The 25,580-nt window shown below is 74.5% G+C and carries 16 protein-coding genes; 10 read left to right on the top strand and 6 right to left on the bottom strand.

The genetic code is table 11. From position 1 onward, the window contains the following. The first annotated feature begins 1 nt into the window (after position 1). A complete protein-coding gene (locus CLT75_RS15170; protein ID WP_013287548.1) occupies positions 2-1,189 on the top strand; it encodes an FAD-dependent oxidoreductase in 1,188 nt (395 codons plus the stop codon). Between the two features lie 120 nt (positions 1,190-1,309). On the opposite strand, the gene CLT75_RS15165 is transcribed toward CLT75_RS15170, so the two are convergent. Continuing rightward, on the bottom strand, positions 1,310-2,152 hold the full coding sequence (locus tag CLT75_RS15165) for a GNAT family N-acetyltransferase (RefSeq protein ID WP_135241243.1): 843 nt from the start codon (positions 2,150-2,152) through the stop codon (positions 1,310-1,312). A 145-nt stretch (positions 2,153-2,297) separates the two neighbouring features. Here CLT75_RS15165 and gltB point away from each other — a divergent pair, with 145 nt between their 5' ends. Both gltB and CLT75_RS15155 read left to right on the top strand, forming a co-directional pair. Next, positions 2,298-6,956: a glutamate synthase large subunit gene (gene gltB, locus CLT75_RS15160; protein WP_135241242.1), complete on the top strand. Its 4,659-nt coding sequence runs from the start codon at positions 2,298-2,300 to the stop codon at positions 6,954-6,956. Then, positions 6,949-8,454, top strand: coding sequence for a glutamate synthase subunit beta (locus CLT75_RS15155; RefSeq protein WP_135241241.1), 1,506 nt, complete (start codon positions 6,949-6,951; stop codon positions 8,452-8,454). Before gltB ends, CLT75_RS15155 begins: the two co-directional genes overlap by 8 nt. Before the next feature lie 54 nt (positions 8,455-8,508). Here the strand turns inward: CLT75_RS15155 and CLT75_RS15150 are convergent, their stop codons facing one another. Then, positions 8,509-10,044 (bottom strand): M1 family metallopeptidase, encoded by a 1,536-nt coding sequence (locus tag CLT75_RS15150; protein ID WP_135241240.1) that lies wholly within the window; start codon positions 10,042-10,044, stop codon positions 8,509-8,511. Between the two features lie 197 nt (positions 10,045-10,241). On the opposite strand from CLT75_RS15150, the gene CLT75_RS15145 reads away from it, so the two are divergent. Continuing rightward, the gene (locus CLT75_RS15145) at positions 10,242-11,027 is read left to right on the top strand and encodes an SGNH/GDSL hydrolase family protein (RefSeq protein WP_135241239.1); all 786 of its coding nucleotides are present in this window, start codon (positions 10,242-10,244) and stop codon (positions 11,025-11,027) included. A gap of 114 nt (positions 11,028-11,141) precedes the next feature. Continuing rightward, a complete protein-coding gene (locus CLT75_RS15140) occupies positions 11,142-13,820 on the top strand; it encodes a type 1 periplasmic-binding domain-containing protein (protein WP_135241238.1) in 2,679 nt (892 codons plus the stop codon). 175 nt (positions 13,821-13,995) lie between these two features. On the opposite strand, the gene CLT75_RS15135 is transcribed toward CLT75_RS15140, so the two are convergent. Next, on the bottom strand, positions 13,996-15,456 hold the full coding sequence (locus CLT75_RS15135) for an MFS transporter (protein ID WP_135241237.1): 1,461 nt from the start codon (positions 15,454-15,456) through the stop codon (positions 13,996-13,998). 276 nt (positions 15,457-15,732) lie between these two features. Here CLT75_RS15135 and CLT75_RS15130 point away from each other — a divergent pair, with 276 nt between their 5' ends. Beyond that, complete coding sequence (locus CLT75_RS15130) at positions 15,733-16,314, top strand: TetR/AcrR family transcriptional regulator (protein WP_486485184.1); 582 nt, start codon at positions 15,733-15,735, stop codon at positions 16,312-16,314. 271 nt (positions 16,315-16,585) lie between these two features. Here the strand turns inward: CLT75_RS15130 and CLT75_RS15125 are convergent, their stop codons facing one another. Beyond that, positions 16,586-17,998 (bottom strand): alkaline phosphatase PhoX, encoded by a 1,413-nt coding sequence (locus CLT75_RS15125; protein ID WP_135241235.1) that lies wholly within the window; start codon positions 17,996-17,998, stop codon positions 16,586-16,588. Between the two features lie 183 nt (positions 17,999-18,181). On the opposite strand from CLT75_RS15125, the gene CLT75_RS15120 reads away from it, so the two are divergent. The 4 genes from CLT75_RS15120 to CLT75_RS15105 all read left to right on the top strand — a co-directional run bounded on the left by CLT75_RS15120 (position 18,182) and on the right by CLT75_RS15105 (position 22,875). Then, on the top strand, positions 18,182-20,698 hold the full coding sequence (locus tag CLT75_RS15120; protein ID WP_135241234.1) for an FtsK/SpoIIIE domain-containing protein: 2,517 nt from the start codon (positions 18,182-18,184) through the stop codon (positions 20,696-20,698). Then, complete coding sequence (locus CLT75_RS15115) at positions 20,695-21,474, top strand: hypothetical protein (RefSeq protein WP_135241233.1); 780 nt, start codon at positions 20,695-20,697, stop codon at positions 21,472-21,474. The genes CLT75_RS15120 and CLT75_RS15115 overlap by 4 nt, the downstream gene beginning before the upstream one ends. Before the next feature lie 163 nt (positions 21,475-21,637). Further along, complete coding sequence (locus CLT75_RS15110; protein ID WP_073830945.1) at positions 21,638-21,901, top strand: DUF6244 family protein; 264 nt, start codon at positions 21,638-21,640, stop codon at positions 21,899-21,901. 167 nt (positions 21,902-22,068) lie between these two features. Then, on the top strand, positions 22,069-22,875 hold the full coding sequence (locus CLT75_RS15105) for an alpha/beta fold hydrolase (RefSeq protein WP_135241232.1): 807 nt from the start codon (positions 22,069-22,071) through the stop codon (positions 22,873-22,875). A gap of 42 nt (positions 22,876-22,917) precedes the next feature. Here CLT75_RS15105 and CLT75_RS15100 read toward each other — a convergent pair whose 3' ends face one another. Together CLT75_RS15100 and CLT75_RS15095 are read right to left on the bottom strand one after the other, a co-directional pair. Beyond that, positions 22,918-24,510, bottom strand: a complete 1,593-nt coding sequence (locus CLT75_RS15100; protein WP_135241231.1) for a GMC family oxidoreductase N-terminal domain-containing protein — start codon at positions 24,508-24,510, stop codon at positions 22,918-22,920. 91 nt (positions 24,511-24,601) lie between these two features. Then, the gene (locus tag CLT75_RS15095; protein WP_135241230.1) at positions 24,602-25,468 is read right to left on the bottom strand and encodes an aldo/keto reductase; all 867 of its coding nucleotides are present in this window, start codon (positions 25,466-25,468) and stop codon (positions 24,602-24,604) included. Positions 25,469-25,580: the final 112 nt, after the last annotated feature.

Below are 25,580 nucleotides of genomic sequence, written 5' to 3'. Positions count from 1 at the left end.
CATGCGCAGCGCGGTGGTGGTCGGCGCCGGCCTCGGCGGAATGGCGGCGGCCGGTGTGCTGGCCCGTTCGGGCTGGCAGGTCACGCTGCTGGAACGCGCCGACCGGGTCCGCCCGGAGGCGACCGCCGTGGTGCTCTGGCCCAACGGGGTACGCGCGCTGCGCGCCCTCGGGCTGGGCGACGGGCTGGACGCGATCGCCACCCCGCTGCCCGACGGCGGCGTGCGCCGCCCCGACGGGCACTGGCTGGTGCAGGCCCGGTCCACGCCGGCCGAGCGGATGCCGGTGGTGGTGCACCGGGAGGACCTGCACGACGCGCTCATCGCCGGTCTGGGTGACCGGGTCGAGCTGCGTACCGGCGTGACAGTGCGGACGGTGCGCGCGGCGTCGGGCGAGCGTCCGGCGGTGGGCGACGGCCGGCACACCTACGAGGCGGACCTGGTGGTGGCCGCCGACGGCACCGACAGCGAGATCCGCCGGCACCTCGCCCCGGAGACCGCCGTGGTCAGTTCCGGTTGTGCGGCCTGGCGGGCGGTGATCCCCTGGTACCGGGCCCCGCAGCTACCCGACGACCAGCCCGTGCACGGCGAGACGCTCGGCGCCGGGTACCGCTTCCTGGCCGCCTCGCTCGGCGAGCGGGGCACCGCGGGCGCCTCCCGCCGGGGCGGCGTCTACTGGGTCGCCACCGCCGCCGGCGCGCCCCGCCCGGAGCCACCGGAGATCCAGCTCGCGCTGCTCAAGCGCTGGTTCGCGGGCTGGCCGGCGCCGATCGGCACGCTGCTGGAGGCGACCGACCCGGAGGACGTGGTCCAGCAGGAGATCCGCGAGCTGCGGCCGCTACCGAAGGCGTACGGCTTCCCGGCCGGCCCGGGTGGCGTGGTGCTGCTCGGCGACGCCGCGCACGCCATGCCGCCGCACCTGGGGCAGGGCGCCTGCCTGGCGTTCGAGGACGCGGCGACGCTGGCCGGGCTGCTGCGGGAGTCGCGGCTGCCGGATGCGGTGACCGCGTACGACAGGTTGCGTCGCCCCCGCGCGGCCACGATGGTCCGGCAGACCCGGCGGATGTCGGCGGTTCTGCAGGCCCGGGGCCGGCTGGCGCTGCGCGCCCGGGACGCCGCGCTGGGCACGATCAGCCCGCGCCTGCGCAACACCGCCGCCGCGGCGGCCGCCGCCTGGCAGCCGCCGTCCTGACCGTCCGCGTGCGGCCCGTCCGCGTGCGGCCGTCCCTCGGGCGGCACGGCTCGCCGACGGCCCGGCCCGCAGCCGGCGCGGTCCCCGGGCGACCGGCCCGCCCGACAGCCGGGTCGGCACTCAGATGACCGCGGCGGGCTCGGCGATGCAGGCGGTGCCGATCCGGCGGAATCCGACCCGCAGGTAGACACGGGCGATGTCCTCGCTGCCGGCGCTCAGGAAGATCAGGTCGGTGCCGGCGGCGCGTAGTTCCCGCGCGAGCGTGGCGGTCACCGCCGCGCCCAGCCCGCGCTGCCGCGCGGACGGCAGCGTGGCCACCCCGGCGATCTCCGCCACGTCGTCGACCCGCATCGCCATCCCGCTGGCGAGTGCGCTCTCCTCGGGCGCCTCGGCGAGCACCGAGATGCGCCGGCCGTCGGCGACCCGCGTCGCCTCCTCCTCCAGCGCCGCCACGTCCAGCTGGGCGAGGGCGGCGTCCCGCTCGGTCGGTCCGGCGTCGCCGCGCGCGGTGCCACCGTTGGCGAAGCCGACCGCCGCGACCGCCCGGCGCAGCGCGATGTCCGCCGCGAAGCCGGGGTCGCCGGGGTCCAGCACCCGCACCGGTACGTCGCTGAACGTCCCCGGGTCGGGCAGCCGCCCCGGCTCCAGCAGCATCAGCGGCGCCTCCAGCACGCTGAGCCCGGCCGAGCGGGCCACCGCCAGCAGGTCGGGCTGGTGCTCGTGCACCCACTCGAACGCCTCGGGCAGACCCAGTTCGCGCTGCCGGGCGCGGACCGCCGTCACGTCGGCGAGCGTGGGCGCGTCGGTGGCGTCGAGCCGGGGCCGGGCGTAGAACGGCCATCCGGCGCCGTCCCGGACGAACAGCACCAGGGCGCCGTGATCCTCGGTCCGGGCCCCGTCGCGGGGCACCGCGTCGTAGAACCGCTCCAACCGGTCGAGTACGTCAGCGCGTGCGAGATCCACCGCGCGAGACTACACGTCCCAGCATCTGGAAGTGTGATCAATCTGAACTGGCCTTGCGCCGGAAGCCCTAACGTAGACTCAATAAACCGCAGAGGGCCGACGTCGTCCCCATCATGATCCATCCTGAGTGACGACAGGAGGCCCGGTGGCCTTTCCGTACCCTCACAGCCCGCAGTCGGCCCCGCGGACGACCGGGCTCTACGACCCCGCGTACGAGCACGACGCCTGCGGCGTGGCCTTCGTGGCCGACCTGCACGGGCGGCGCTCGCACCAGGTCGTCGCGAACGGCCTCGGGGCGCTGTGCCGGCTGGACCACCGGGGCGCCCGGGGCGCGGAGCACAACACCGGGGACGGCGCCGGCATCATGATCCAGGTGCCGGACGCGTTCCTGCGCGCCACCGTCGACTTCCCGCTGCCCCCGGCCGGCCAGTACGCCACCGGCCTGGTGTTCCTGCCCGACGACGACGCGGCCGAGGCCCGCGCCCGCCAGGTGGTGGACAAGTACGCGCTGGTCGAGGGCGCGGACGTGCTCGGCTGGCGCGAGGTGCCGACCGACCCGTCCGGCCTGGGGGAGACCGCGCTCGCGGCGATGCCCCGGGTCCGGCAGTTGTTCGTGGCCGCGCATCGGCTGACCGACTCGCCGGCCGGCCCGGCCGGCTCCCCGCTGACCGGGCTGGACCTGGACCGGGTGGCGTTCTGCCTGCGCAAGCAGGTCGAGCGGGAGACCGCCGAGCGGGGCGTGCCGGCGTACTTCCCGTCGCTGTCCGGCCGCACCATGGTGTGGAAGGGCATGCTCACCCCGGACCAGCTCCCGGCGTTCTATCCGGAGCTGACCGACGAGCGGGTGGTCAGCGCCATCGCGCTGGTGCACTCCCGCTTCTCCACGAACACGTTCCCGTCCTGGCCGCTGGCGCACCCGTACCGGTTCATCGCGCACAACGGCGAGATCAACACGATCCGCGGCAACCGCAACTGGATGCAGGCCCGCGAGGCGCTGCTGCGCAGCCCGAGCATCCCCGGCAACATCCGCCGGGTCTTCCCGGTGTGCACCCCGGCGGCGTCCGACTCGGCCAACTTCGACGAGGTGCTCGAACTGCTGCACCTGGCCGGGCGGAGCCTGCCGCACGCGGTGCTCATGATGATCCCCGAGGCGTGGGAGAACGACCCGGACATGCGCGCCGACAAGCGCGCGTTCTACCGCTTCCACGCCAGCCTGATGGAGCCGTGGGACGGCCCGGCGTCCGTCGCGTTCACCGACGGCGAGATCGTCGGCGCGGTGCTGGACCGCAACGGCCTGCGCCCGGGACGCTGGTGGCACACCGCCGACGGCCTGGTGGTGCTGGGTAGCGAGGCGGGCGTGCTCGACCTGGACCCGGCCACTGTGGTCGCCAAGGGCCGGCTCCAGCCGGGCAAGATGTTCCTGGTCGACACCGTCAACGGCCGGATCGTCTCCGACGACGAGATCAAGACCGAGCTGGCCGCCGAGCAGCCGTACCAGGAGTGGCTGCACGCCGGCCTGATCGAGCTGGACGACCTGCCGCCGCGCGAGCACACCGTCTACACCCACGACTCGGTACGCCGCCGCCAGCAGACGTTCGGCTACACCGAGGAGGAGCTGAAGATCCTGCTCGGCCCGATGGCCCGCAGCGGCGCCGAGCCGATCGGCTCGATGGGCACCGACACGCCGATCGCTCCGCTGTCCACCCGGCCGCGGCTGCTCTACGACTACTTCCATCAGCTCTTCGCGCAGGTCACCAACCCGCCGCTGGACGCCATCCGGGAGGAGCTGGTGACCAGCCTGGCGTCCACCATCGGGCCGGAGGGCAACCTGCTGGACCCGGGCCCGGCGAGCTGCCGGCAGATCGTGCTGCCGTACCCGGTGATCGACAACGACGAGCTGGCCAAGATCCTGTCCATCGACGAGGACGGCGACCTGCCCGGCTTCAAGGCGGTCCGGGTCTCCGGGCTCTACCGCCTGCGCGACGGCGGCGCCGGCATCAAGGCGCGGCTGACCGAGATCTGCCGGCACGTCTCCGAGGCGATCGAGGACGGCGTCCGCATCCTGGTGCTCTCCGACCGGGACTCCAACGCCGACCTGGCGCCGATCCCGTCGCTGCTGCTCACCGCCGCGGTGCACCAGCACCTGGTCCGCGAGCAGACCCGCACCCAGGTGGCGCTGATCGTCGAGTCCGGTGACTGCCGCGAGGTGCACCACGCGGCGGTGCTGATCGGGTACGGCGCGGCGGCGGTCAACCCGTACCTGGCCTTCGAGTCGGTGGAGGACATGATCTCCACCGGCGTGCTGGCCGGCGTGGATCGGGTCAAGGCGGTCCGCAACTACGTCAAGGCGCTCGGCAAGGGCGTCCTGAAGATCATGTCCAAGATGGGCATCTCGACCGTGTCGTCCTACTGCGGCGCGCAGGTCTTCGAGGCGGTCGGCCTGGACACCCGCCTGGTCCACAGGTACTTCCGCGGCACGCCGAGCACCATCGGCGGCATCGGCCTGAACGAGATCCACGCCGAGGTGGCGGCCCGGCACGCGCGGGCCTGGCCGGCGCCCGGCGCGCAGGCCACCGACCGGCTGGAGGTCGGCGGCGAGTACCAGTGGCGCCGCGAGGGCGAGCTGCACCTGTTCAACCCGGAGACCGTCTTCCTGCTCCAGCACGCCACCCGCAGCCGCCAGTACGACGTGTTCCGGCAGTACACCGCCAAGGTCGACGAGCTGGCCGCGCAGGCGGGCTCGCTGCGCGGGCTGTTCCGGCTGCGCACCGGCGTACGCCCGGCGGTGCCGCTGGACGAGGTCGAGCCGGCCACCGAGATCGTCAAGCGCTTCGCCACCGGCGCCATGTCGTACGGGTCGATCTCGGCGGAGGCGCACGAGACCCTCGCCATCGCGATGAACCGGCTCGGCGGCAAGTCCAACACCGGCGAGGGCGGCGAGGACGTCGAGCGGCTGCACGACCCGGCGCGGCGCTCCGCGGTCAAGCAGATCGCCAGCGGCCGGTTCGGCGTGACCAGCGAATACCTCGTCAACGCCGACGACCTCCAGATCAAGATGGCGCAGGGCGCGAAGCCCGGCGAGGGCGGGCAGCTACCCGGCAACAAGGTCTGGCCGTGGATCGCCCGGACCCGGCACGCCACCCCCGGTGTCGGCCTGATCTCCCCGCCGCCGCACCACGACATCTACTCCATCGAGGACCTGGCCCAGCTCGTCCACGACCTGAAGTGCGTCAACCCGGCCGCCCGGGTGCACGTCAAGCTGGTCAGCGAGGTGGGCGTGGGCACCGTCGCGGCGGGCGTGGCCAAGCTCAAGGCCGACGTCATCCTGATCTCCGGGCACGACGGCGGCACCGGCGCGTCCCCGCTCAACTCGCTCAAGCACGCCGGCACCCCGTGGGAGATGGGCCTGGCCGAGGCGCAGCAGACGCTGCTGCTCAACAAGCTGCGCGACCGGGTGACGGTGCAGGTCGACGGCCAGCTCAAGACCGGCCGGGACGTGCTGATCGCGGCGCTGCTGGGCGCCGAGGAGTTCGGCTTCGCCACCGCGCCGCTGATCGTCGAGGGCTGCGTGATGATGCGGGTGTGCCATCTGGACACCTGTCCGGTCGGCATCGCCACCCAGAACCCGGTGCTGCGCGAGCGCTTCACCGGCCGCCCCGAGTTCGTGGAGAACTTCTTCCTCTTCCTGGCCGAGGAGGTCCGCGGCTACCTGGCCGAGCTGGGCTTCCGCAGCATCGACGAGGCGATCGGCCACACCGAGCTGCTCGACGTGGCCGGCGCGATCGACCACTGGAAGGGCCACGGGCTCGACCTGAGCCGGGTGCTGCACCTGCCGGAGCTGCCCGAGGGCGCGGCCCGCCGGGGCGTACGCGCCCAGGACCACGGCCTCGACGCGGCGCTGGACAACCGGCTCATCGAGCTGGCCGGGCCGGCGTTGCGCGACAGTACCCCGGTCCGGGTCGAGGTCGAGGTCCGCAACGAGCACCGCAGCGTCGGCGCGATGCTCGGCGGCGAGGTGACCCGCCGCTTCGGCGGCGACGGGCTGCCCGACGACACGATCGAGTTCCGGCTGCGCGGCACCGCCGGCCAGTCGTTCGGCGCGTTCCTGCCGCGCGGGGTCACGCTGCGCCTGTACGGCGACGCCAACGACTACGTCGGCAAGGGACTGTCCGGCGGCCGGATCGTGGTCCGGCCGGACGCCGACGCGCCGTTCGTCGGCGTGGACGCCACGCCGGGCCGCCGCGCCGAGGACCAGATCATCGCCGGCAACACCATCCTGTACGGCGCCACCGGCGGCGAGGTGTACCTGCGCGGCCGGGTGGGGGAGCGGTTCGCGGTGCGCAACTCCGGCGCGGTCGCGGTGGTCGAGGGCCTCGGCGACCACGGCTGCGAGTACATGACCGGCGGCACCGTCGTGGTGCTCGGGCCGACCGGGCGCAACTTCGCCGCCGGCATGTCCGGTGGCACCGCGTTCGTGCACCGGCTCGACCAGCGGCTGGTGAACGCCGAGCTGGTCGACCTGTCGCCGCTGCGCGACGAGGAACGCGACCGGCTGCACGAGCTGGTCCAGCGGCACTTCGCCGAGACGGACTCGGCGGTCGCCGAGGACCTGCTCAAGCGCTGGCCGCAGGCGGTGGAGGAGTTCACCGCGGTGGTGCCCCGGGACTACCGCCGGGTCATGGAGATCATGCGGGCCGCCGAAGCCGCCGGCCGAGACGTCGACGACGCGGTGATGAGTGCCCTCTCTCCCGCGCCGGTACCGCCCGCGCCCCGGGCGGTCGCCCAGGAGGTGGCTCGTGCCTGACCCGAACGGTTTCCTGCGCTACGACCGGCGGCTGCCGGCCCGCCGTCCCGTGCCGGTGCGCATCTCCGACTGGCGCGAGGTCTACCCGCCGGCCGGTGAGGAGCTGATCCGCGAGCAGGCCACCCGCTGCATGGACTGCGGCATCCCGTTCTGCCACGACGGCTGCCCGCTGGGCAACCGCATCCCGGACTGGAACGACCTGGTCCGCACCGGCAACTGGGACGCCGCGGTGGACTCGCTGCACGCCACCAACAACTTCCCCGAGTTCACCGGCCGGCTCTGCCCGGCGCCGTGCGAGGCGGCCTGCGTGCTCGGCCTCGGCGGCCAGCAGCCGGTCACCATCAAGCAGGTCGAGGTGGAGATCGCCGACGCGGCCGTGGCCCGCGACGGCCTGCGGCCCCGGCCCGCCTCCGCCCCGACCGGCCGGTCGGTCGCGGTGGTCGGCTCCGGCCCGGCCGGGCTGGCCGCCGCGCAGCAGCTCGCCCGCGCCGGTCACGCGGTCACCGTGTACGAGCGCGACGACGCGATCGGCGGCCTGCTCCGCTACGGCATCCCCGACTTCAAGCTGGAGAAGCAGCACATCGACAAGCGGCTGGCCCAGCTCACCGCCGAGGGTGTGCGGTTCCGGACCGGTGTCGACGTCGGCGTCGACGTGACCGCCGAGCAGTTGCGCGCGGAGCACGACGCGGTGCTGCTGGCCTGCGGCGCGTTGCAGGGCCGGGACACCCCGGAGACGCCCGGCCGGGCGCTGCGCGGCGTGCACCAGGCGATGGCGCATCTGGTCGCCGCGAACCGGGTGGTGGCCGCCGCCGGGAACGGGCGGCCCGCGCTCGCCACGCTGCCCGACGGTACGCCGATCGACGCCGCCGGCAAGCACGTGGTGATCATCGGTGGTGGCGACACCGCCGCCGACTGCCTCGGTGTGGCGCACCGGCAGGGCGCGGCCGGCGTCCACCAGCTCGACCTCTACCCGGTGCCGCCCACGGAGCGCGACGCGGCCCGGGACCCGTGGCCGACCTGGCCGTGGGTGCTGCGCAACTACCCGGCGCACGAGGAGGGCGGCCAGCGTGTGTTCGCCGTCGCCGTGCAGGAGTTCGTGGACGACGGCACCGGTCAGGTCCGCGCGGTCCGGATCGCCGAGGTGACCGTGGAGAAGGTGGACGGTCGCCGCATCGTCACCCCGCTGCCCGGCTCCGAGCGGGAGATCCCGGCCGACCTGGTGCTGCTCGCCATCGGTTTCGAGGGCACCGAGGAACAGCCGCTGCTGGCCCAGTTCGGGGTGACCCGCAACGGCCGGGGCGCGATCGACTCCGGCCCCGACTGGCAGGCCGCCGACGGTGTCTTCGTCGCCGGTGACATGCACCGGGGGGCCTCGCTGATCGTCTGGGCGATCGCCGAGGGACGCGCCGCCGCGGCGGCGATCCACGCGTACCTGGGCGGGGTGGGCGAGTTGCCCGCCCCGGTCGACCCGGCCCGCCAGCCGCTCGCCGCGCGCTGACCCCGCGCCGGCCGGGCCGCCCCCGTCGCGGGGGAGCGGCCCGGCCGGCGCCGGTCAGCGGCCGAGCAGGTCGTGCGCGGCCCGGATCTTCGCCCACGAGGCCGGCTGCGCCGGTGCGGCTGTCGTCCGCGCGGCGCCGGCCACGGCGGGCCGGCCGGGGGTGAACAGCCAGGTGGTGAACACCGCGTCGAGGTCCCGTCCGGAGATCCGCTCGGCGAGCGCCTGGAACTGCGCGACGGTGCCGTTGCCGTACTGCCGCTTGGCCGTCCAGGTGCGCAGGACGCGGAAGAACGCGGCGTCGCCCACGGCGAGCCGGATCTGGTGCAGCGCCATCGCACCCCGGTCGTAGACGGCGGCGTCGAAGATCCCGCTCGGGCCCGGGGCGCCGGGGCGCACCTGCCAGAACTCGGAGTCGGCCGGGTAGCTGTCGTAGGTGAAGTCGAACAGCTCCTGCGCGGTGCCCTCGCCCTGTTCCTCCGACCAGAGCCACTCGGCGTACGACGCGAAGCCCTCGTTCAGCCAGATGTGCCGCCAGTCCGCCACCGACACCGAGTCGCCGAACCACTGGTGGGCGTTCTCGTGCACCACCACGTACGTGTTGGCGCCGCGCCGCCAGAAGCCGGGGCCGTACACCGGACGGGTCTGCGTCTCCAGGGCGAAGCCGATGCCGTCGACCGGCCCGGCCACGCCGCCCTGCGCCTCGAACGGGTACGGGCCGAACAGCCCGCTCTCCCAGTCGACGATCTCGGCGGTGCGTTCGATGCTGGCCCGCGCGGCCGGCAGGCGCTCGCCGAGCGTGGTGCTGTACGCGTTCACCACCGGCTGCCCGTTCGGCGCGGTGCCGGTGACGATGTCGTACTGCCCGATCGCGAGGAACGCCTGGTACGTGGCACCGGGCTTGACGCTGCGCCAGCTCCACCGGGTGCGGTTGCCGGCCTCGGGCAGCGGGTCGCGCGGCTGCACGCCGTTGCTGATCACCTCGACGCCGGTCGGCACCGACACCGAGATGTCCCAGGTGGCCTTGTCCTTCGGGTGGTCGTTGCTCGGGTACCACCACCAGGCCGACTCGGGCTCGTTGACGGCGAGCGCCCCGTCGGCGGTACGGGTCCACGCGGTGTAGCCGTAGACGGTGGTCTGCGACGGCACGCCCGCGTACCTCACCACGACGGTGAGCTGCTGGCCCTTCGTCAGCGGCCGGGCCGGGGTGATCACCAGCTCGTGGTCGCCGGCCCGGGCGAACCCGGCAGCCCACCCGTTCACCCGCACCGACTCGACGTCGAGGGCGAAGTCCAGGTTGAACCGCGACAGGTCCTTCGTGGCGGTGGCGAGGATCGTGGTGGTGCCGCTGAGCCGGTCGGTGGCCGGCTCGTAGCGCAGCCGTATGTCGTAGTGGCCGACGTCGTAGCCGCCGTTGCCGTAGTCGGGGAAGTAGCTGTCGCCCAGCCCGGGGCCACCCGGCGTCGGGGTGGCCGCCGCGGGTTGCGGCCGGCCCCATCCGGTGGGGGCGGCCTGGCCGGGGGCACCGGTCACTGTGGTGCCGGCCGTGGTGAGGGTCAGGGCGGCGATGGCCGCCGTGAGTGCGCGTCGCACGGTGGGACTCCCTCCGTCGGGTGTCGTCACCGTCAAACTAATCGACACATGTGAACGTATCTGTCCTGTCCGGCCGATCGGGGCTATTCAATTTCGACGAATGTTTCGATAGCATTACCGACCAGTAACAGCACCGATCCCTCGGCCACGCGCGCGGTCAACGGGCTCCACCACCCCTGCCCCGTGGAGGCTCTGCCATGCCCCGTCGCGTCCGTACCGCGTTCGCCGCCCTCCTGGCGGCCGTACTCGGCGCCGTGCTCCTGCCCGGCGCCGCCCGGGCGGCCACCGTCAACTACGTCGCCCTCGGCGACTCCTACTCCTCCGGGGTCGGCGCCGGCCCGTACGACCTGTCCACCTGCCTGCGCAGCCAGAAGTCGTACGCCCCGCTCTGGGCCACCGCCCATTCGGTCACCAGCTTCAAGTTCCCGGCCTGCGGCGGCGCGGTCACCGCCGACGTGCTGGCCAACCAGGTCGGCCAGCTCAGCAGCAGCACCACGCTGGTCACCATCACCATCGGCGGCAACGACGCCGGCTTCGCCGACGTGATGACCAGTTGCCGCTTCGGCAGCACGTCCAGTTGCGAGAGCGCGGTGAACGAGTCGAAGGCGTTCGCCACCGCCACGCTGCCCGCCCGGCTCGACGCCACGTACACCGCGATCCGCAACCGGGCCCCGAACGCCCGGCTGGTGGTGCTCGGCTACCCGCGGCTGTTCGAGACCGGCTCCTGTGGACTGCTCGCCATGAGCAGCTACAAGCGCACCATCCTCAACCAGGCCGCCGACACGCTCAACGGCGTCATCTCCGGCCGGGCCGCCGCCGCCGGGGGCACCTTCGTCGACGCGCGGCCGTTCTTCGCCGGGCACGGCGTGTGCGCCGCCGAGCCGTGGATCCGCGACGTCAGCGGCGTCATCGAGGCGTACCACCCGAACGCCAACGGCTACCGCTACGGCTACCTGGCCGCGCTGACCGCCGCCATCGGCTGATCCGCACGCGAGGAGGGCCCCGCTCGGCACCCGTCCGTCGAGCGGGGCCCCGCCGTGCCGGGTTGCATCGAACGTCGACAATGGTGCGACACCGCATGTGACCCGGAGGTGACCATGCGTGAGCCGGCGACCCGGCCGCGGCCGGTCCGCGAGCAACTCCCGGCCGGCGGCCCGGAACTGCTCACCCTGCTGGCCCGGCTGCTGCGGCGTCCACGCCGCGGTGACCGCCGGCTCCCGCTGCTCTGGCTAGTCCGGCCCACCGGGGACGGCGCGATCGCGGCCCTGCTACGGCGTTTCGCGGCGCGCCGGGCCGGGCGGCGGGTACCGCACGCCGTGCTGGACCTGACCGGCCGCCCGGCCGGCGACGACGTCGCGGCCGTGCTGCGCGAACTGCACCGGCAACTCTCCGTGGAGGCGTTCGGCGCGCCCCGGCTGCGGTTCCGGCACTACCCGCTGGCCGACTGGCTGATGCACCAGACGCTCGCCGTGGACCTGGACGCCGCCGACAGCGGCCGGGCCGCGCTGGTCCGCCGGCTGCGGGACTGGCGGGGACGGCGGACCGGTGACGACCCCCAGGTCGGCGGCGACTCCGGCCTCGGCGCCGCGCTGCACCTGCTGCTCTGGCTGCTGTGGCGGGCCGTGCCCGGCGTCGTGTTCCGGATCGCCGTCTCCGGCCGGGTGCCGCTCGTCGGACGGCAGTACCGCTGGTTCATGCGCCAGCAGTACCTGGCGCCCCGGCAGTCGGTGACGTTCCTCGGCTTCGCCGAGCGGCTCACCGCCGGCTGGCGCGACGGCGAACACCCGGCCCAGGTGGAGAAGCTGCTGCTGCACGCGTTCCTGGAGGACCTGCGCCTCGCGTACCGGCGGCGGTTCTGGCGGCCCGGGGACTGGCGCCGCACCGCCTATCCGGTGCTGGTGCTCGACGGCGCGCGGCCGGACAACGTCGGGCACACGCTGGTCCGGCTCGTCGACGAGGTGCGCAACGAGACCGGCCGCAACGACCCGCTGCTCGTCGTCGCGGTCGCCGCCGACCCGCCGCCGGAACCGGCCGCGGCCCGGCCGCTGGCCGAGGCCGAGGAGGCGTACGAGGAGTGGGCCGAGGCGCTGCCGGAGAACCGCCGGCTGCGTCGCTCCGGCGCCTGGCTGATGCTGCTGGAGGCGGACGACCGGGACGTCGACGCCCCGGTGGGAGGCGTCCCGCCGGCCCTTGTCGCGCCCGACCCGCCCTGGTGGGCGCGGCGGTTCCTGCCCGCCGCGGTGGCCCTGGCGCTCGTCGCCGGGCTGGGCGTGTGGGCGCACGGGCGGTGGGCGCCGGACTGCCGTCCCTGGCCCACCGACCGGGTCACCGTCCGGCTCGTGGGAGGGGAGTGCGTCGGCTACAGCGACACCGCCGGGCAGGTCTTCAACAGCGAACCCGGGCAGGACCGGCTGCGCGCCGTGCAGCGGCGCATCTTCGCCCAGAACCGGGCCGCCGAGGAGGTGTGGCGGCGCAGCGAGCACCGCCGCCCCTACCTGACGCTTGTCTACCTGGGCAGCCTCACCGGCAACCGGACCCGCGCGGACGAGGAGTCCTACGTCTCCGAGCGGGAGGAACTGGAGGGCATGGCCACCGCCCAGTACGCCCTGCTCCAGGAGTCGGCGGCGGCGGACGACGCGGCGCTGCTGCACATCGTGGTGGCGAACGCCGGTCGGCAGATGCGGCACGCCGACGACGCGGTACGGATGCTGGAGGGGCTGGCCCGCGACGACCCCACAGTGCTCGGCGTGGTCGGGCTGGTGGACAGCCGCACCAGCACGGCGGCGGCGCTGCGCGAACTCAACCGGGTCGGCCTGCCGGTGCTCGCCCCCACGCTGTCGGCCGACCGGATGGACGCCAACTCCAGCCTCTACCTGGCCATGTCGGCGCCGAACCGGGACCAGACCCGGATGGTCGAGGCGTACGCCCGGCAGGTGCTGCGGGTGGGGGAGGCGCACGTCTACTGGACCACCGGCGAGGGCAGCTCGCTCACCGACGACCTCTACGTCGCCACCCTCGTCGACGGCCTGCGGGAACGCTTCGGCGACCGGATCACCCGGCTTGACGAATGGCGCAGCGGGCGGCGGCTCACCCAGGAGTGCGGCTACCCGGGGATGCTCTTCTTCGCCGGCCGCTGGTCGGAGTTCGACGGGTTCATGCGCGCGCTCAAGGAGTGCGGCGCGAACCCGCCCCGGCACCTGGTCGCCGACGACTCGGTGAACCGCTACATGGCCAACCCAGGGCTGCGCGCCAGCGCGCCGGGCAACCTGCCGGTCACGTACGTGTCGAAAGCAGCGCTGGCCACGTGCGCGTCGCTGCGGGCCGCGCAGGCCGGGCGCGACGACGCCCGGGGCAGTTTCCTCACCTGGATCGGCGCGGACGGCCTGCTCGACCCGCCCCGATGCCGCGCCGGGACCGGCCCGCCGGTCGGCGAGCGGGTCAGCCTGGCCTACGACGCCACCATGATGACGGTACGCGCGCTGGAGAGCCTCGCCGCCCGCCTGCGCCACGCCGACACCGGCCGCCGCTGGGAGCCCCGCTCGGTCAACCCGGTCGGGGTGCACGCCGAGGTGCTGCGGCAGAACGCCGCCGGCGGCTACCCGGGGGTCAGCGGCCTCATCCGGTACGCCCCGGACTCCGGCGAGCCGGTGGCGAAGCGGCTGGCGCTGCTCACCGTGGCGAAGGTGCCCGACGTGGACGCCGCCCCGGTCGAGGTGTTCCACTGCGGCGTGGCCGACACCGGCCCCGACCCCGGCTGCCGCGTCGCACCACGCTAGTGCGCAGCCGCCATTCGTGATCATGGTTGGGGTTCGAGGTTGCCGTGCTAGGCAGCCAGGGAGGCAAGGATCATTTCTCGCGCCGCTCGGACCGTAGCCGCGAAGGCGGCCGGCACCGCGGAGCCCCGCCCGGTACGCGCCGGGCGGGGCTCTCGTCTGCTCGTACCCCTTGAGGTCAGCGGGCCGGGACCAGCTCCGCGGCCGGCACCGGCGCCAGGTCCGGCACCGCCGGCCCGATCCGCCGCCGGGGCCACCGGCGGCGACCGGAGGGTACGGCGAGCGCGGCCAGCGCCGCGGCCACCGAGATGCCGGTGAGCAGCAGGAAGCCCGCCGTGAAACCGGCCTCCCGGGGCAGCCCGCTCGGCTGCGGATTCGCGGTGATCACGGCACTGGCGAGCGCCGCGCCGATCGCGCCGCCGATGGTACGGATGTTGGCGTTCATGCCGGTCGCCGCGCCGGTCTGCCCGGCCGGCACGTTCGCCACGATCAGGTTGGCCATCGAGGCGAACGCCAGCCCGATGCCGAGACCCACCAGACCGCCGGCGATACCGACCTGCCAGCGGGTGTCGTGCGCGACGGTCAGCATGGCGGCGGCCGCCACGTTGAACACCGCACCGGTGCTCAGCTGCGCCTTGGCGCTGAACCGGGACTGCAGGCGTCCGGCCAGCAGGCCGGCCACGAACATGCCGACGAGCATCGGCAGCATCAGCAGCCCGGCCTGGGTGACGCTGGCGCCGAAGCCGTAGCCGGCGCTGGTCGGGATCTGCGCGAACTGCGGCAGGAACGCGTAGACGGCGAACATCGAGGCGCCGTAGAGCAACCCGACGAGGTTCGTGGTCCAGACCGCCGGCAGGCGCATCATCCGCAGGTCGATCAGCGGATTCGCGGCCCAGGCCTCGGTCGTCAGCCAGGCGGCCGCGAGCACCGCGGCCAGCGTCAGCAGCCCGACCACCCGGCCGGATCCCCAGCCCCAGGCGGCGCCCTTGCTGACCGGCAGCAGCAGCGCCACCAGCCAGCCGGACAGGAGTACGGCGCTGAGCCAGTTGATCCGGCCTGGGGTGCGTACCGGCGAGCGCGGCACGAACCGGTGCGCGGCGAGCGCGGTCAGGCCGACCACCACCAGCGGGATCCAGAACAGCCACCGGTAGCCCAGGGTGGCCACGATCGGCCCGGCCAGCACCACGCCCAGCCCGCCGCCGACGGCGACGACCGCGGAGATCGAGGCCACCGCCGAGCTGACCCGGGCGGCCGGGAACTCGTCGCGGATGATGCCGAACGACAGCGGGAAGACGGCGCCGCCGATGCCCTGCACCACCCGGGCGGCGATCAGCACGCCGATGCTGGGGGCGACGGCTGCCAGCAGGCAGCCCAGCGCCAGCGCGGCGAGTGAGAAGACGAGCGTCTTCTCCTTGCCGACCATGTCGCCGATGCGGCCGACGATCGGCGTGAAGACGGACGCGGAGAGCAGGTACGCGGTGAGCACCCAGGTCACTGTGTTGGGCGAGGTGTGCAGGTCGTGCTGGATGGTGGGCAGCACCGGCGTGATCAGCGACTGGAGCATCGCGAAGAAGCCGGTGCCGGCGGCCAGCACGAGGAAGGTGATCCGGCGCGAGCCGCGCCGGGGTGAGTGGATCATGTGGGAGAACTCCCCGTTGTCGGTACGAGCGTGGTGGCCGCTCGCGCGTCGTGCGGCGGTGGCGGCCGGGTTGCGCTGGCGTTCAGCGGTCGGCGGGCATGGTGGGACCTCCCGGGTCCGTGTCGGGGGCGCGAGGATCGCGTGGCCGGATGGGCGGCCGGAGAGTCCGGAGTAAGCTATCCGGAGGGGTGGCTCCGGTCAGTAACCGGAGGCTTGCCTCCACTAACCTAGCGGAGGGGTGCCTCCGGTTGCAAGGCGAAAGGGGTGACGCGCGCCATGGCCGATGCCGACGTGACCGGCGAGGTCTTCGCGCGCCGCCCGAAGCGGGCCGACGCCCGCCGCAACTACGACGCGCTGATCGCCGCCGCCCGCGAGGTCTTCGGCGAGCACGGCGCGGGCGCGTCGCTGGAGGAGATCGCCCGCCGGGCGGGCGTGGGCATCGGCACGCTCTACCGCAACTTCCCGCAGCGGCGGGACCTGTTCGAGGCGGTCTACGTCGAGGAGGTGCGCGCGCTCAGCGCCTCCGCCGCCGACCTGTCCGACGAGCCGCCGTGGGACGCCCTGGTCGGCTGGCTGCACCGGTTCGTCGCCTACGTGGCCACCAAGCGGGCGCTGGCCGAGGAACTGGTGCACGACTCCGAGGTGTTCCGCAGCTGCCGCACCGAGATCTACGCGACCGGCGAGCCGCTGCTGCGCCGCGCCCAGGAGGCCGGGGCGGCCCGGCCGGACGCCGGCTTCGACGACGTGATTCGGCTGATCAGCGGCCTCGCCGCGTACCAGTTCCCGGACCCGGCCCAGCGGGACCGCGTCCTGGCCATCGCGCTGGACGGCCTGCGCCCGCCGGCGGGCATGAATTGATACGTCCGGCCGTTTGTTGACGTGACGCATCAAGGGCTGCTCTGTGCGGGAGGAAGTGGCGGGTGCGGCCGGGTTCAGCCGAACCCGCCACGCTCCGCGATCGCCGAGAGCGTCGCGCGGACAACCGTCGGCGCGGTCCAGTGCGCCGATCTTGCACTTTCGGGCGGCGAAATGCGGCTTATGCACCCATTCTTCGGGGCCGCAGGTGCAAGATCGCCGAGGAGAGGCGGATCGGCCGGCGGCTCCCGCCCGGGAACCGCCGGCCACCCGCTCAGCGGTGCCCGTTGCCCGGCCGCCCCCACGGTCCGGTGATCGCGAACACGTACCCCGGCGACTGGATGTTGGCGAATAACGTCTTCCCGTCCGCGCTGAACGTCGGCCCGGTGAACTCGCTGTCGTTGCGCTCGTTGCGCGCCAGCGGGTACGCCTTGCCCTGCTCGGTGACGCCGACCAGGTGCGACACGCCCTCGCCGTCCTCGGCCAGGATCACCCCGCCGTACGGGGAGACGGTGATGTTGTCCGGCCCGTCGTAGTTGCCGTGGTCGGCCTCCGGGTCGGTGTTCACCCCGAAGATGGTCTTCAGCGTGACGGTCTGCCGGCGCGGGTCGTAGAACCACACCTGTCCGTCGTGCTCGTTGGCGCTGCCGTCGTCGTGGCGGGCGTAGCTGGCCACGAAGTACGCGCCGCCGTCGCCCCACCACGCGCCCTCCAGCTTGCGGCTGCGGGTCACCTCGGCGTCGGTGAACTGCTTGCGTACGGACACGGTGCGGGCGTCGCGGTCGGGCACCTCGACCCACTGGACCCGGTAGCGGGTGCCGGGCGTGGTGGCCTCGGACAGGTCGGCCACGTGCGTGTCGCCGCGCAGGCAGCGCATCGCGGCGAGGCTGCCTGCGGTGCCGCCGTCGGGCCGCTGGGCGAGCGCCCGCAGTGCGCCCTTGCCGGCCCGGAAGCCGGGCGGCGGCGTCCACCGGAAGTACAGGCCGTTGGGCCCGCTCGCGTCCTCGGTCAGGTAGATCGAGTGCGTGTACGGGTCGACCGCCACCGCCTCGTGGGAGTACCGCCCGAGGAACGTCAGCGGCACCGGATCGGTGTTGGCGGACCTGTCGTACGGGTCGACCTCGAAGACGTACCCGTGGTCCTTCAGATACCGCCCGCCGGCCCGCTGCTCGGTCTCCTCGCAGGTCAGCCACGTGCCCCACGGGGTGATGCCACCGGCGCAGTTGTTGTGCGTGCCGGCCACGCTGACGTACTCGCGCAGCCGCCGCCCGTGCCGGTCCACCTCGATGGTGGTGGTGCCGCCGCGGGCACCCGGGTCGTAGGTGAGGCCGGGCAGCGCCGGCACCGGGTACGGCTCGTCGCCGCCGATCTCGTGGTTGTTCACCAGCACCGAGCCGTGCGGCCCGCGGAAGCAGCCGGTGCCGTCCGCGTCGCTCGGGGTGGGCTGCCCGGACTCCAGCAGCGTCGCGCCCGCCTGCGCGACGACGGTGTACGAGAAGCCGGGCGGCAGCGCCAGCAGGCCGGCCGGGTCCGGCACCAGGTCGCCGTAGCCGACGGCGGGGCGGCACGCGGGCCGGGCCGCCGCCGGTCCGGCGATCGCCTCCAGGCTGCCGGCCACCATGATGCCGAGTCCGCCGGCCACGCCGCCGCGCAGCAGGGACCGCCGGGGGAGAGGTGAGGTGGTCACGTCGTCGCCTTCCTGTGCGCACGATTGCCTGGGGGAAGGCAAACCGGGCCGGGGGAACGGCGGGCGGCGCGCCCGTCCGTAGCCGGGTGAACAGTGGACGAATCCCCGGTGCGGAGCGCCCCGTGCCGGTGCGGCGCGCGTCCGTTAGGGTTCCCTTCGATCGCAAACGTCGGAGGGCGGACGGTGGGCAGACTCGCGGCGGCGTACCGGCAGGCGGTCGATCGGCATCGGCGGGCGGTGCGGCACTGGGAGGCGGCCCGGCGGCTGCTGGGCGCCGCGGGCCCGGCGCCGGTGGGCAGCCCCGAGCTGGTCGCGCGGCTGGCCCGCCTCGGCGGTGAGCTGGCCGCCGCGGTGCCCGGCACGGCCCGCGTCGCGACCCACCCCGTTCCGGTACGCCTCGGCGCCGCGACCACTGTCGACGGCGCGTTCCCGGTGCTCGTGCCCGTGGGCGCGGGCGCGCACCTGGCCGTCGACGCGGACGCCCGTGACCCGCGCGTCGGCGAGCTGCTGCGGGCGGTGGTGGTACGGCTGCTGACCGCCGCTCCGGCCGGCACGATCCGGGTGGCCGGCATCGACCAGGCCGCCTTCGGCGCGGCGTTCCTGCCGCTGCGCCCACTCCAGGACGCCGGGGTGCTCGCCGCGGCGGCGACCACCGAGGCGGAGACGACGGCCCTGCTCGACCTGGCCGAGCGGCACGCCCGTACCGCCCAGCGATCAGCGCCGGAGGACCGTGAGCTGCTGGTGGTGGTCGCCGCGTCCGCGCCACCGCCCCGGGAACTGGCCCGGCTGGCCGCGCTCACCCACGCCGGCCCGGCCGCGGCCGTCTGCGTGCTGCTGGCCGGCCACCCACCGGCCGGGCCGAGCGCCGCGCCGCCGCTGGGTGCCACCACCCAGCTGCGCGTCACCGAGCGGTACACGCTCGTCGGCGACCCGCCGGGGCGCCCGTTCAGCACCGACGGCAGCGGGCTGGCCGCCCCGGTCGTGCTCGACGGCGACCCCTCGCACGCCACTGTCACCGCGCTGGCCCGCCGGTACGCCGAGGCCGCCGACCAGAACGGCGTCACGTTCACCGACCTGCTGCCCGCGCAGCGCTGGGCCGGGTCCGCCGCCTCCGGGCTGCGTACCGTGCTCGGCCGGGCCGGACGCCGTCCGCTGAGCGTGGCGTTCGACGACGCCACCCCGCACTGGCTGATCGGCGGGCGGACCGGCGCCGGCAAGACGGTCCTGCTGCTCGACGTGCTGTACGGGCTGGCCGCCCGCTACTCCCCAGCCGAGCTGCGGCTGATGCTGCTCGACTTCAAGGAGGGCGTCAGCTTCACCGAGTTCGTGCCCACCGACCGTGACCCGTCCTGGCTGCCGCACGCCGACGCGGTCGGCATCGAGTCCGACCGCGAGTACGGCGTGGCGGTGCTGCGCGAGCTGCGCGCCGAACTGGGCCGCCGCGCCGACCTGCTGAAGCGGCACGGTGTCAGCCGCCTGGCCGACCTGCCGCCCAACGCCCGGCCGCCCCGGATCGTCACCGTGGTCGACGAGTTCCACGTGCTGTTCGCCGGCAACGACGCGCTGGCCCGGCAGGCCGTCGACCTGATCGAGGAACTCGCCCGCAAGGGCCGCTCGTACGGCCTGCACCTGGTGCTGGCGAGCCAGAGCACCACCGGCGTCGAGGCGCTCTACGGCCGGGCCGAGGCGATCTTCGGGCAGTTCCCGCTGCGGATCGCGCTGCCAGGCGGCGACGCCGTACTGGATCCGCGCAACGACGCCGCACGCGGACTCACCGTCGGCACCGCAGTGGTGAACACCGGCGCGGGCGCGCCCGGCTCGGACGCCGAGGTGCGGTTCCCCGACGCGCACGCCGCCTCGGCCGACCTCGCCGCGCTGCGTCACGAGCTGCACGCGGCCCGACCGGCCGGGTCACGCCCGCCGGCCGTCTTCCGGGGACACGAGACGCCCCGGCTCACCGATGACCCCGCCTGGGCGGCGCTGACGCCCGGCGCCGACCCGCCGTACGCGCTCGTCGGCCGCGTGGTGGACGTCCCCGGCAGCCCGGCCGGGTTCGCGCTCGACGGAAGCCCCGGCCGGCACCTCGCGGTGGTCGGCACCGCCGCGGCCGGCGCGGACGTGCTCCGGTCGGCCACCCTGTCCCTGGCCCGCCAGCATGTACCCGGCACCGCCCGGTTCCTGTTCGCGCCGCTGGCGCCGGGCACCACGGACGCCGCCGACGACCTGGCCATGACGCTGGCCGCCGCCGGGCACCCGGTCCGGCGCCTCGACGCCGGCGCGCTGCGCGCCCAGCTCGCCGAGGCCGCGACCGGCGACGCCCCGGCCGCCGGGCGCACCTACCTGGTGGTGTTCGGGATGGACGCCGCCGCCACGACGCTGGCCGCCTCCGACCCGGCGACGTTCCGATCCGGGTACGACGACCTGCGCGCCGTGCTGCGCCAGGGCCCGTCGCGCGGGGTGCACGTGCTCGGCTGGTGGCGCGGGCTGCGCCGGCTCGCCGACGACCTCGGCGGCAGCGGTCACCGCGACGACGTGACCGGCCTGGTCGCGCTGAACGTCCCCGCCGCCGATCTGGGCCTGCACCTCGGCGCGCACGACCTGGCGTACGTCCCGCGCGACGGGCGCGCCCTGCTGGTCGACCGGCACGAGCACCGCACCGCGCTGATCGTGCCGTTCGCCGCCGGGAGTGATGTTCCATGAGTGGATTCGACGAGTACGCGGCGCTGCTGCGGGAGCTGTCCACCCGGCAGCGGGGCGGGGAGCGGGAGATCGCGGCCGAGGCGGAGCGCCGCCGCGGCCTCCAGTCCGCCGTCGACACGCTCGGGCAGCGGCTCACCGCCCAGGGCCAGCACCTGGACCGGCTCGGGCAGGCGATCGGCGTGCCGATGACGTCGGTACCGGCGGATGCGCCGGAGCCGGCGATGGCTGCCGGTGGGGGAGCGCCGGGTCCCGCGCCCGGACCGGGGGACGGGGTGCCCGGCGGCGCAGCCGACGCGCCGGGGCGGCCGGACGTCGGGACGTACCCCTCGGGGGGTGTTCCGGCGCCGCGGGCCGGCGACCCGGCGGCGGAGCTGGCGGCGGCGGGGCGGCTCGCCGAGGAGGCCGACGTGTTCGGGCAGCAGGCCGACGCGCTGGCCCGCACGCCGGTGCTGCTGCCCACCTGGTCGGCGGCGGCCCGGGCGGTGGTGGTGTACGCGGGCTGCGCGCTGGTCGGCTCGCTGCTGATGCTGATCGCGATAGTGGGTTCGTCGCTGCCGGTGACCGGGCTGGACCTGGTGGCGGCGCTGAGCTGCGCGGGTGTGCCGTTGATGTCCTTCGTGGCCGGTCAGGTGGTGCTCGCCCGCTGGGGCCGCCCGGCGGTGGAGGGCGACGCGCCCCCGGCCGGACGGTACGTGCCGCTCGGTTTCGTGATCTGCGCGCTGGTCTCCCCGTCCTTCTTCTGCCTCTACCTCCTCCTCTTCCGCCTCCTCCGCTGACCCTGTCCTCACTGCCCACCCGCCCGCTCCGTCGATCATGGAGTTTCGGCCCCTGGGCGGCGGTATTTGTGGCTTTCGGGCGGGCGGAAAGTGCAAGATCGCGAAGGCGGTGGGGTGGGGCGGGGCGGTAGGCTCGCGGGGTCGGTGAGCTGGGGGAGGGCGTGTGAGCGCGGCGGAGATCATCGCCAGGCTGGCGGCGGCGGCACAGAAGCTGGACGAGGCCAAGGCGCGCACCGCCGCTGCCGCTCAGGACGCGGCCGAGGCGCGGGCGCTGGTGGCGGGCGCGCTGGAGGGGGCCACGGCGGGGCCGCTGATCGGCGCCATCGACTCCTACCGGCAGGCGCTGGCGCAGGCCGCGCAGGGCGGGGAGCCGGCCCGGCAGCACGTGCAGGAGACCATCGCGAAGGTCCAGGCGCTGGGCAACTGAGCCCGGTCCGGCATGCCGGTTTGCGCTGAGGGCGCGACAAGGGTTACCGCCGCGTAACTTTCCATTGACGTGTGTGAAATCGGACACGCATCATCGTGTCCACGATCGATCGGATCCCACCCGTCCCCCCGGGTACGCCCGGGTGCCTCCCCCCGGAGGTGCAGCCCATGCTGCTCCGAACGATCCTGGCCGCCACCACCATCGCCGCCACCGTCCTGCTCGTCCCGGCCGCCGCCCAGGCCGCCACCGCCGAACCCGCCGCCCCGTCGCACGCGGCCACCGTCGCCACCGCCGCGCAACGGGCCGCCGCCGCGGCCGCCGACCCGGTGATCGTGGTCGGCGGCCTGAGTGGAATCTCCATCGCGTACGAGCCGATCGCCGCCCGGCTGCGCGCCGACGGCTACCGGGTCTCGATCTTCCAGTTGCCGAACCTCGGTCTCGGCGACATCCGCGAGTCCGCCCGGGCGTTGTCGTCCTACGTGGACCGGGTGCGCGCCGGCACCGGCGCGGCGCGCGTCGACCTGGTCGGCCACTCCGAGGGCGGCCTGGTCAGCCGCTGGTACGTCAAGTACCTCGGCGGCGCGGCCACCGTCGACCAGTACGTCAGCCTGGGCAGCCCGCAGTACGGCACCTACGTCGCCAACCTGGTCGCCTTCCTCGGGCTGGGCAGCTGCGCCGGGGTGATCGCCTGCCAGCAGATGACCATCGGGTCGAGCTTCCTCGCCGACCTCAACGCCGGGGACGACACCCCGGGCCCGGTGCGCTGGGCGACGGTGCGCACGTGGCAGGACGAGCTGGTCCGGCCGGTCGACAACGCCGTGCTCGCCGACGGCGCGACGAACATCCTGGTGCAGGCGTGGTGCCCGCTGCGGGTCGTCGGCCACCTCGGGCTGGTGCTGGACGGCACCACGTACACGGCGGTACGCCAGGTGCTCTCCGGCGCCCCGGTCCAGCCGAACTGCTTCGCGGTCTGAGCCACGTGCCCGGGGCCCGCCGCCGCGCGGTCCCGGGCACGTTCAGTCCGCGTCCCGTCCACTGATCACGTCGGCGGCCCGCCAGGCCAGCGCGGTCACCGGGGCGCTGGTCCAGCCCGCCACCATCACCGGCAGCACCGACGCGTCGACCACCCGCAGCCCGTCCACGCCGCGCACCCGCAACCGCGGATCCACCACGTGGTCGTCGCCGGTGCCCATCGCGCAGGTGCCGATCGCGTGGTAGCCGCAGTAGCCGCGCGCCACCGCCGCCTCGACGATCTCCGCGTCGGTGGTGGTCGCCGTCCCGGGCACCGTCTCGGCCTGGATGCGCTTCGCGATCGGGCCGGTGCCGAAGAACTCCCGCATCCGGCGGAACAGGTCCACCGCCACCCGCCGGTCGTGCTCGGTGGTGAGGTAGTTCGCCACGATGGCCGGCGGCGTACGCGGGTCCGCGTCGGTGATCGTCAGGCTGCCCTCGCTGTCCGGCCGGGTCACCGTGCCCAGGCACATCACGCCCGGCTCCCGTTCCAGCTCCAGCGCCCTGCCGGGGCGCGGTGGGGCGGCCGAGAACGGCGCCATCAGCAGGTGCGCGTCCGGGCGGTCCAGGTCGGGGCGGGACTTGAGGTGGGCCGCCACGTCCAGCACCGGCAGGGCGAGCGGGCCGCCCCCGGTGAGCAGCCAGCGCAGCGTGGCCCGGGCCTGCCCGAGCGGGCTGCCGATGGTCATGTTGTGGCCGCCGCGTTCGGCGAGGCGGTACTGGAGCACCATCGACCGGTGCTCGCGCAGCCCGGCGCCGACCCGGGGCCGGTCGAGCAGCACCGGCACCCCTGCGGCGCGCAGCGTGTCCGCCGGCCCGATGCCGGAGACCTGCAACAGGTGCGGGGTGGCCAGGGCGCCCGCGGCGAGGATCACCTCGCCCGCCGCTCGGTACGTGGCCTCCCCGCCGCCGCGCGCCACCCGTACACCGGTGGCCCGGCCGCCCTCGACGAGCACCCGCAGGACGACGGCGCCGACCTCGACTGTGAGGTTGGGCCGGCGCCGCACCGGGTGCAGGAACGCGTCCGCGGCGCTGACCCGGCGTCCGGCGCGGATCGTGGCGGTCGGGTAGCCGATCCGCTCGTCGTCGTGGGCGTCCAGGTCGTCGGCGTGGCGCCAGCCCAGCTCGGCGCCGGTCGCCACCATCTCCTCGGCGAGCGGGTCGGTGCCGGTGGCGATGGACAGCCGCACCGGGCCGCCGGTGCCCCGGTGCGGCGCGGGCCCGAGCGGGTGGTCCTCCAGCCGCGGGAACACCCGGCCCATGACCGACCAGCCCCAGCCCAGCGGTTCGAGGGCGTCCCAGTCCCGGGCCGCGCCGCGACTCCAGATCATGCCGTTCACCGACGTCGAGCCGCCGATCATCCGCCCGCGCTGCCAGATCTCCTGGCGGCCCGGCCCGGTGGTGGCCGGGTAGTGCCAGGCGGTGCGCTCGTCGTCCATCAGCCGGGAGAACGCCTTGGGCACCCGCACGTACGGGCTGCGGTCCCAGCCGCCCGCCTCCAGCAGCAGCACCCGCGTTCCCGGATCCTCGGTGAGCCGGTTGGCCAGCACGCATCCCGCCGCGCCGGCCCCCACGATGACGTAGTCGAATTCCTCCACAGGGGACCCCCGCTCATGAGAATCCCTCTGACAGTAGTTGTCCGGTCACATTCCGCGAAAGGGGCCGGTCGGCGGAGGCGCGGCGGCCGGCTCAGGCGGCCTTTGCCAGCGCCTCGAACTCGTCGTCGGTCAGCTCCACCCCGGCCGCCGCCACGTTCTCCTCCAGGTGCGCCACCGACGACGTACCCGGGATCGGCAGCATCACCGGCGACCGGCGCAGCAGCCAGGCCAGCGCGAGCTGCGCCGGGCTGGCGCCGTGCGCTGTCGAGATCGCGTCCAGCGGCCCGCCGGGGCGGGCCAGGTTGCCGGTGGCGATCGGGAACCACGGGATGAACGCCAGGTCGTGGCGCTCGCAGTGCTCCAGCACGTCCTCCGCGCCGCGGTCGGCCAGGTTGTAGAGGTTCTGCACGGACACGATCGGCGCGATCGCCCGGGCCGCCTCGATCTCCTCGACGCTGACCTGGGACAGCCCGATGTGCCGGATCTTGCCCTCCTGGCGCAGCAGCGCCAGCTCGCCGAGCTGGTCGGCCAGCGGCACCTTCGCGTCGATGCGGTGCAGCTGGTAGAGCGGGATGCAGTCCAGGCCCAGGTGGCGCAGGCTCAGCTCGCACTGCTGGCGCAGATACTCCGGGCGGCCCACCGGCCGCCAGTCGTCCGGGCCGGAGCGGGTCAGCCCGGCCTTCGTCGCGATGACCAGGTCGTCGGCGTACGGGTGCAGCGCCTCGCGGATCAGCAACTCGCTGACGAACGGCCCGTACGAGTCGGCGGTGTCGATGAACGTGACGCCCAGCTCGTACGCGCGGCGCAGCACCCGTACCGCCTCGGCCGGATCCTTCGGGTCACCCCACACACCGGGGCCGGTGAGCTGCATCGCCCCGTAGCCGAGGCGGTCGACCGGCAGGTCGCCACCGATCCGGTAGCTGCCCGACGCCTTGGCGGGCTGGGTGCTGGTGGCCATTCGCGGTCCTCCTGTGCTCGTTCGTACCTCGCGGGGCGGTGCTGCGCCCCGACCCCTGGACATTCCCCGAATCGTGGCGCCGAAGCACTGGCAGTTGCGGCGAGCGGGCCCG

This window comes from Micromonospora sp. CNZ285 (assembly GCF_004637285.1).
Note: the sequence above shows the minus strand (reverse complement) of the source record. Positions and strands in the feature narration are given on the sequence as shown.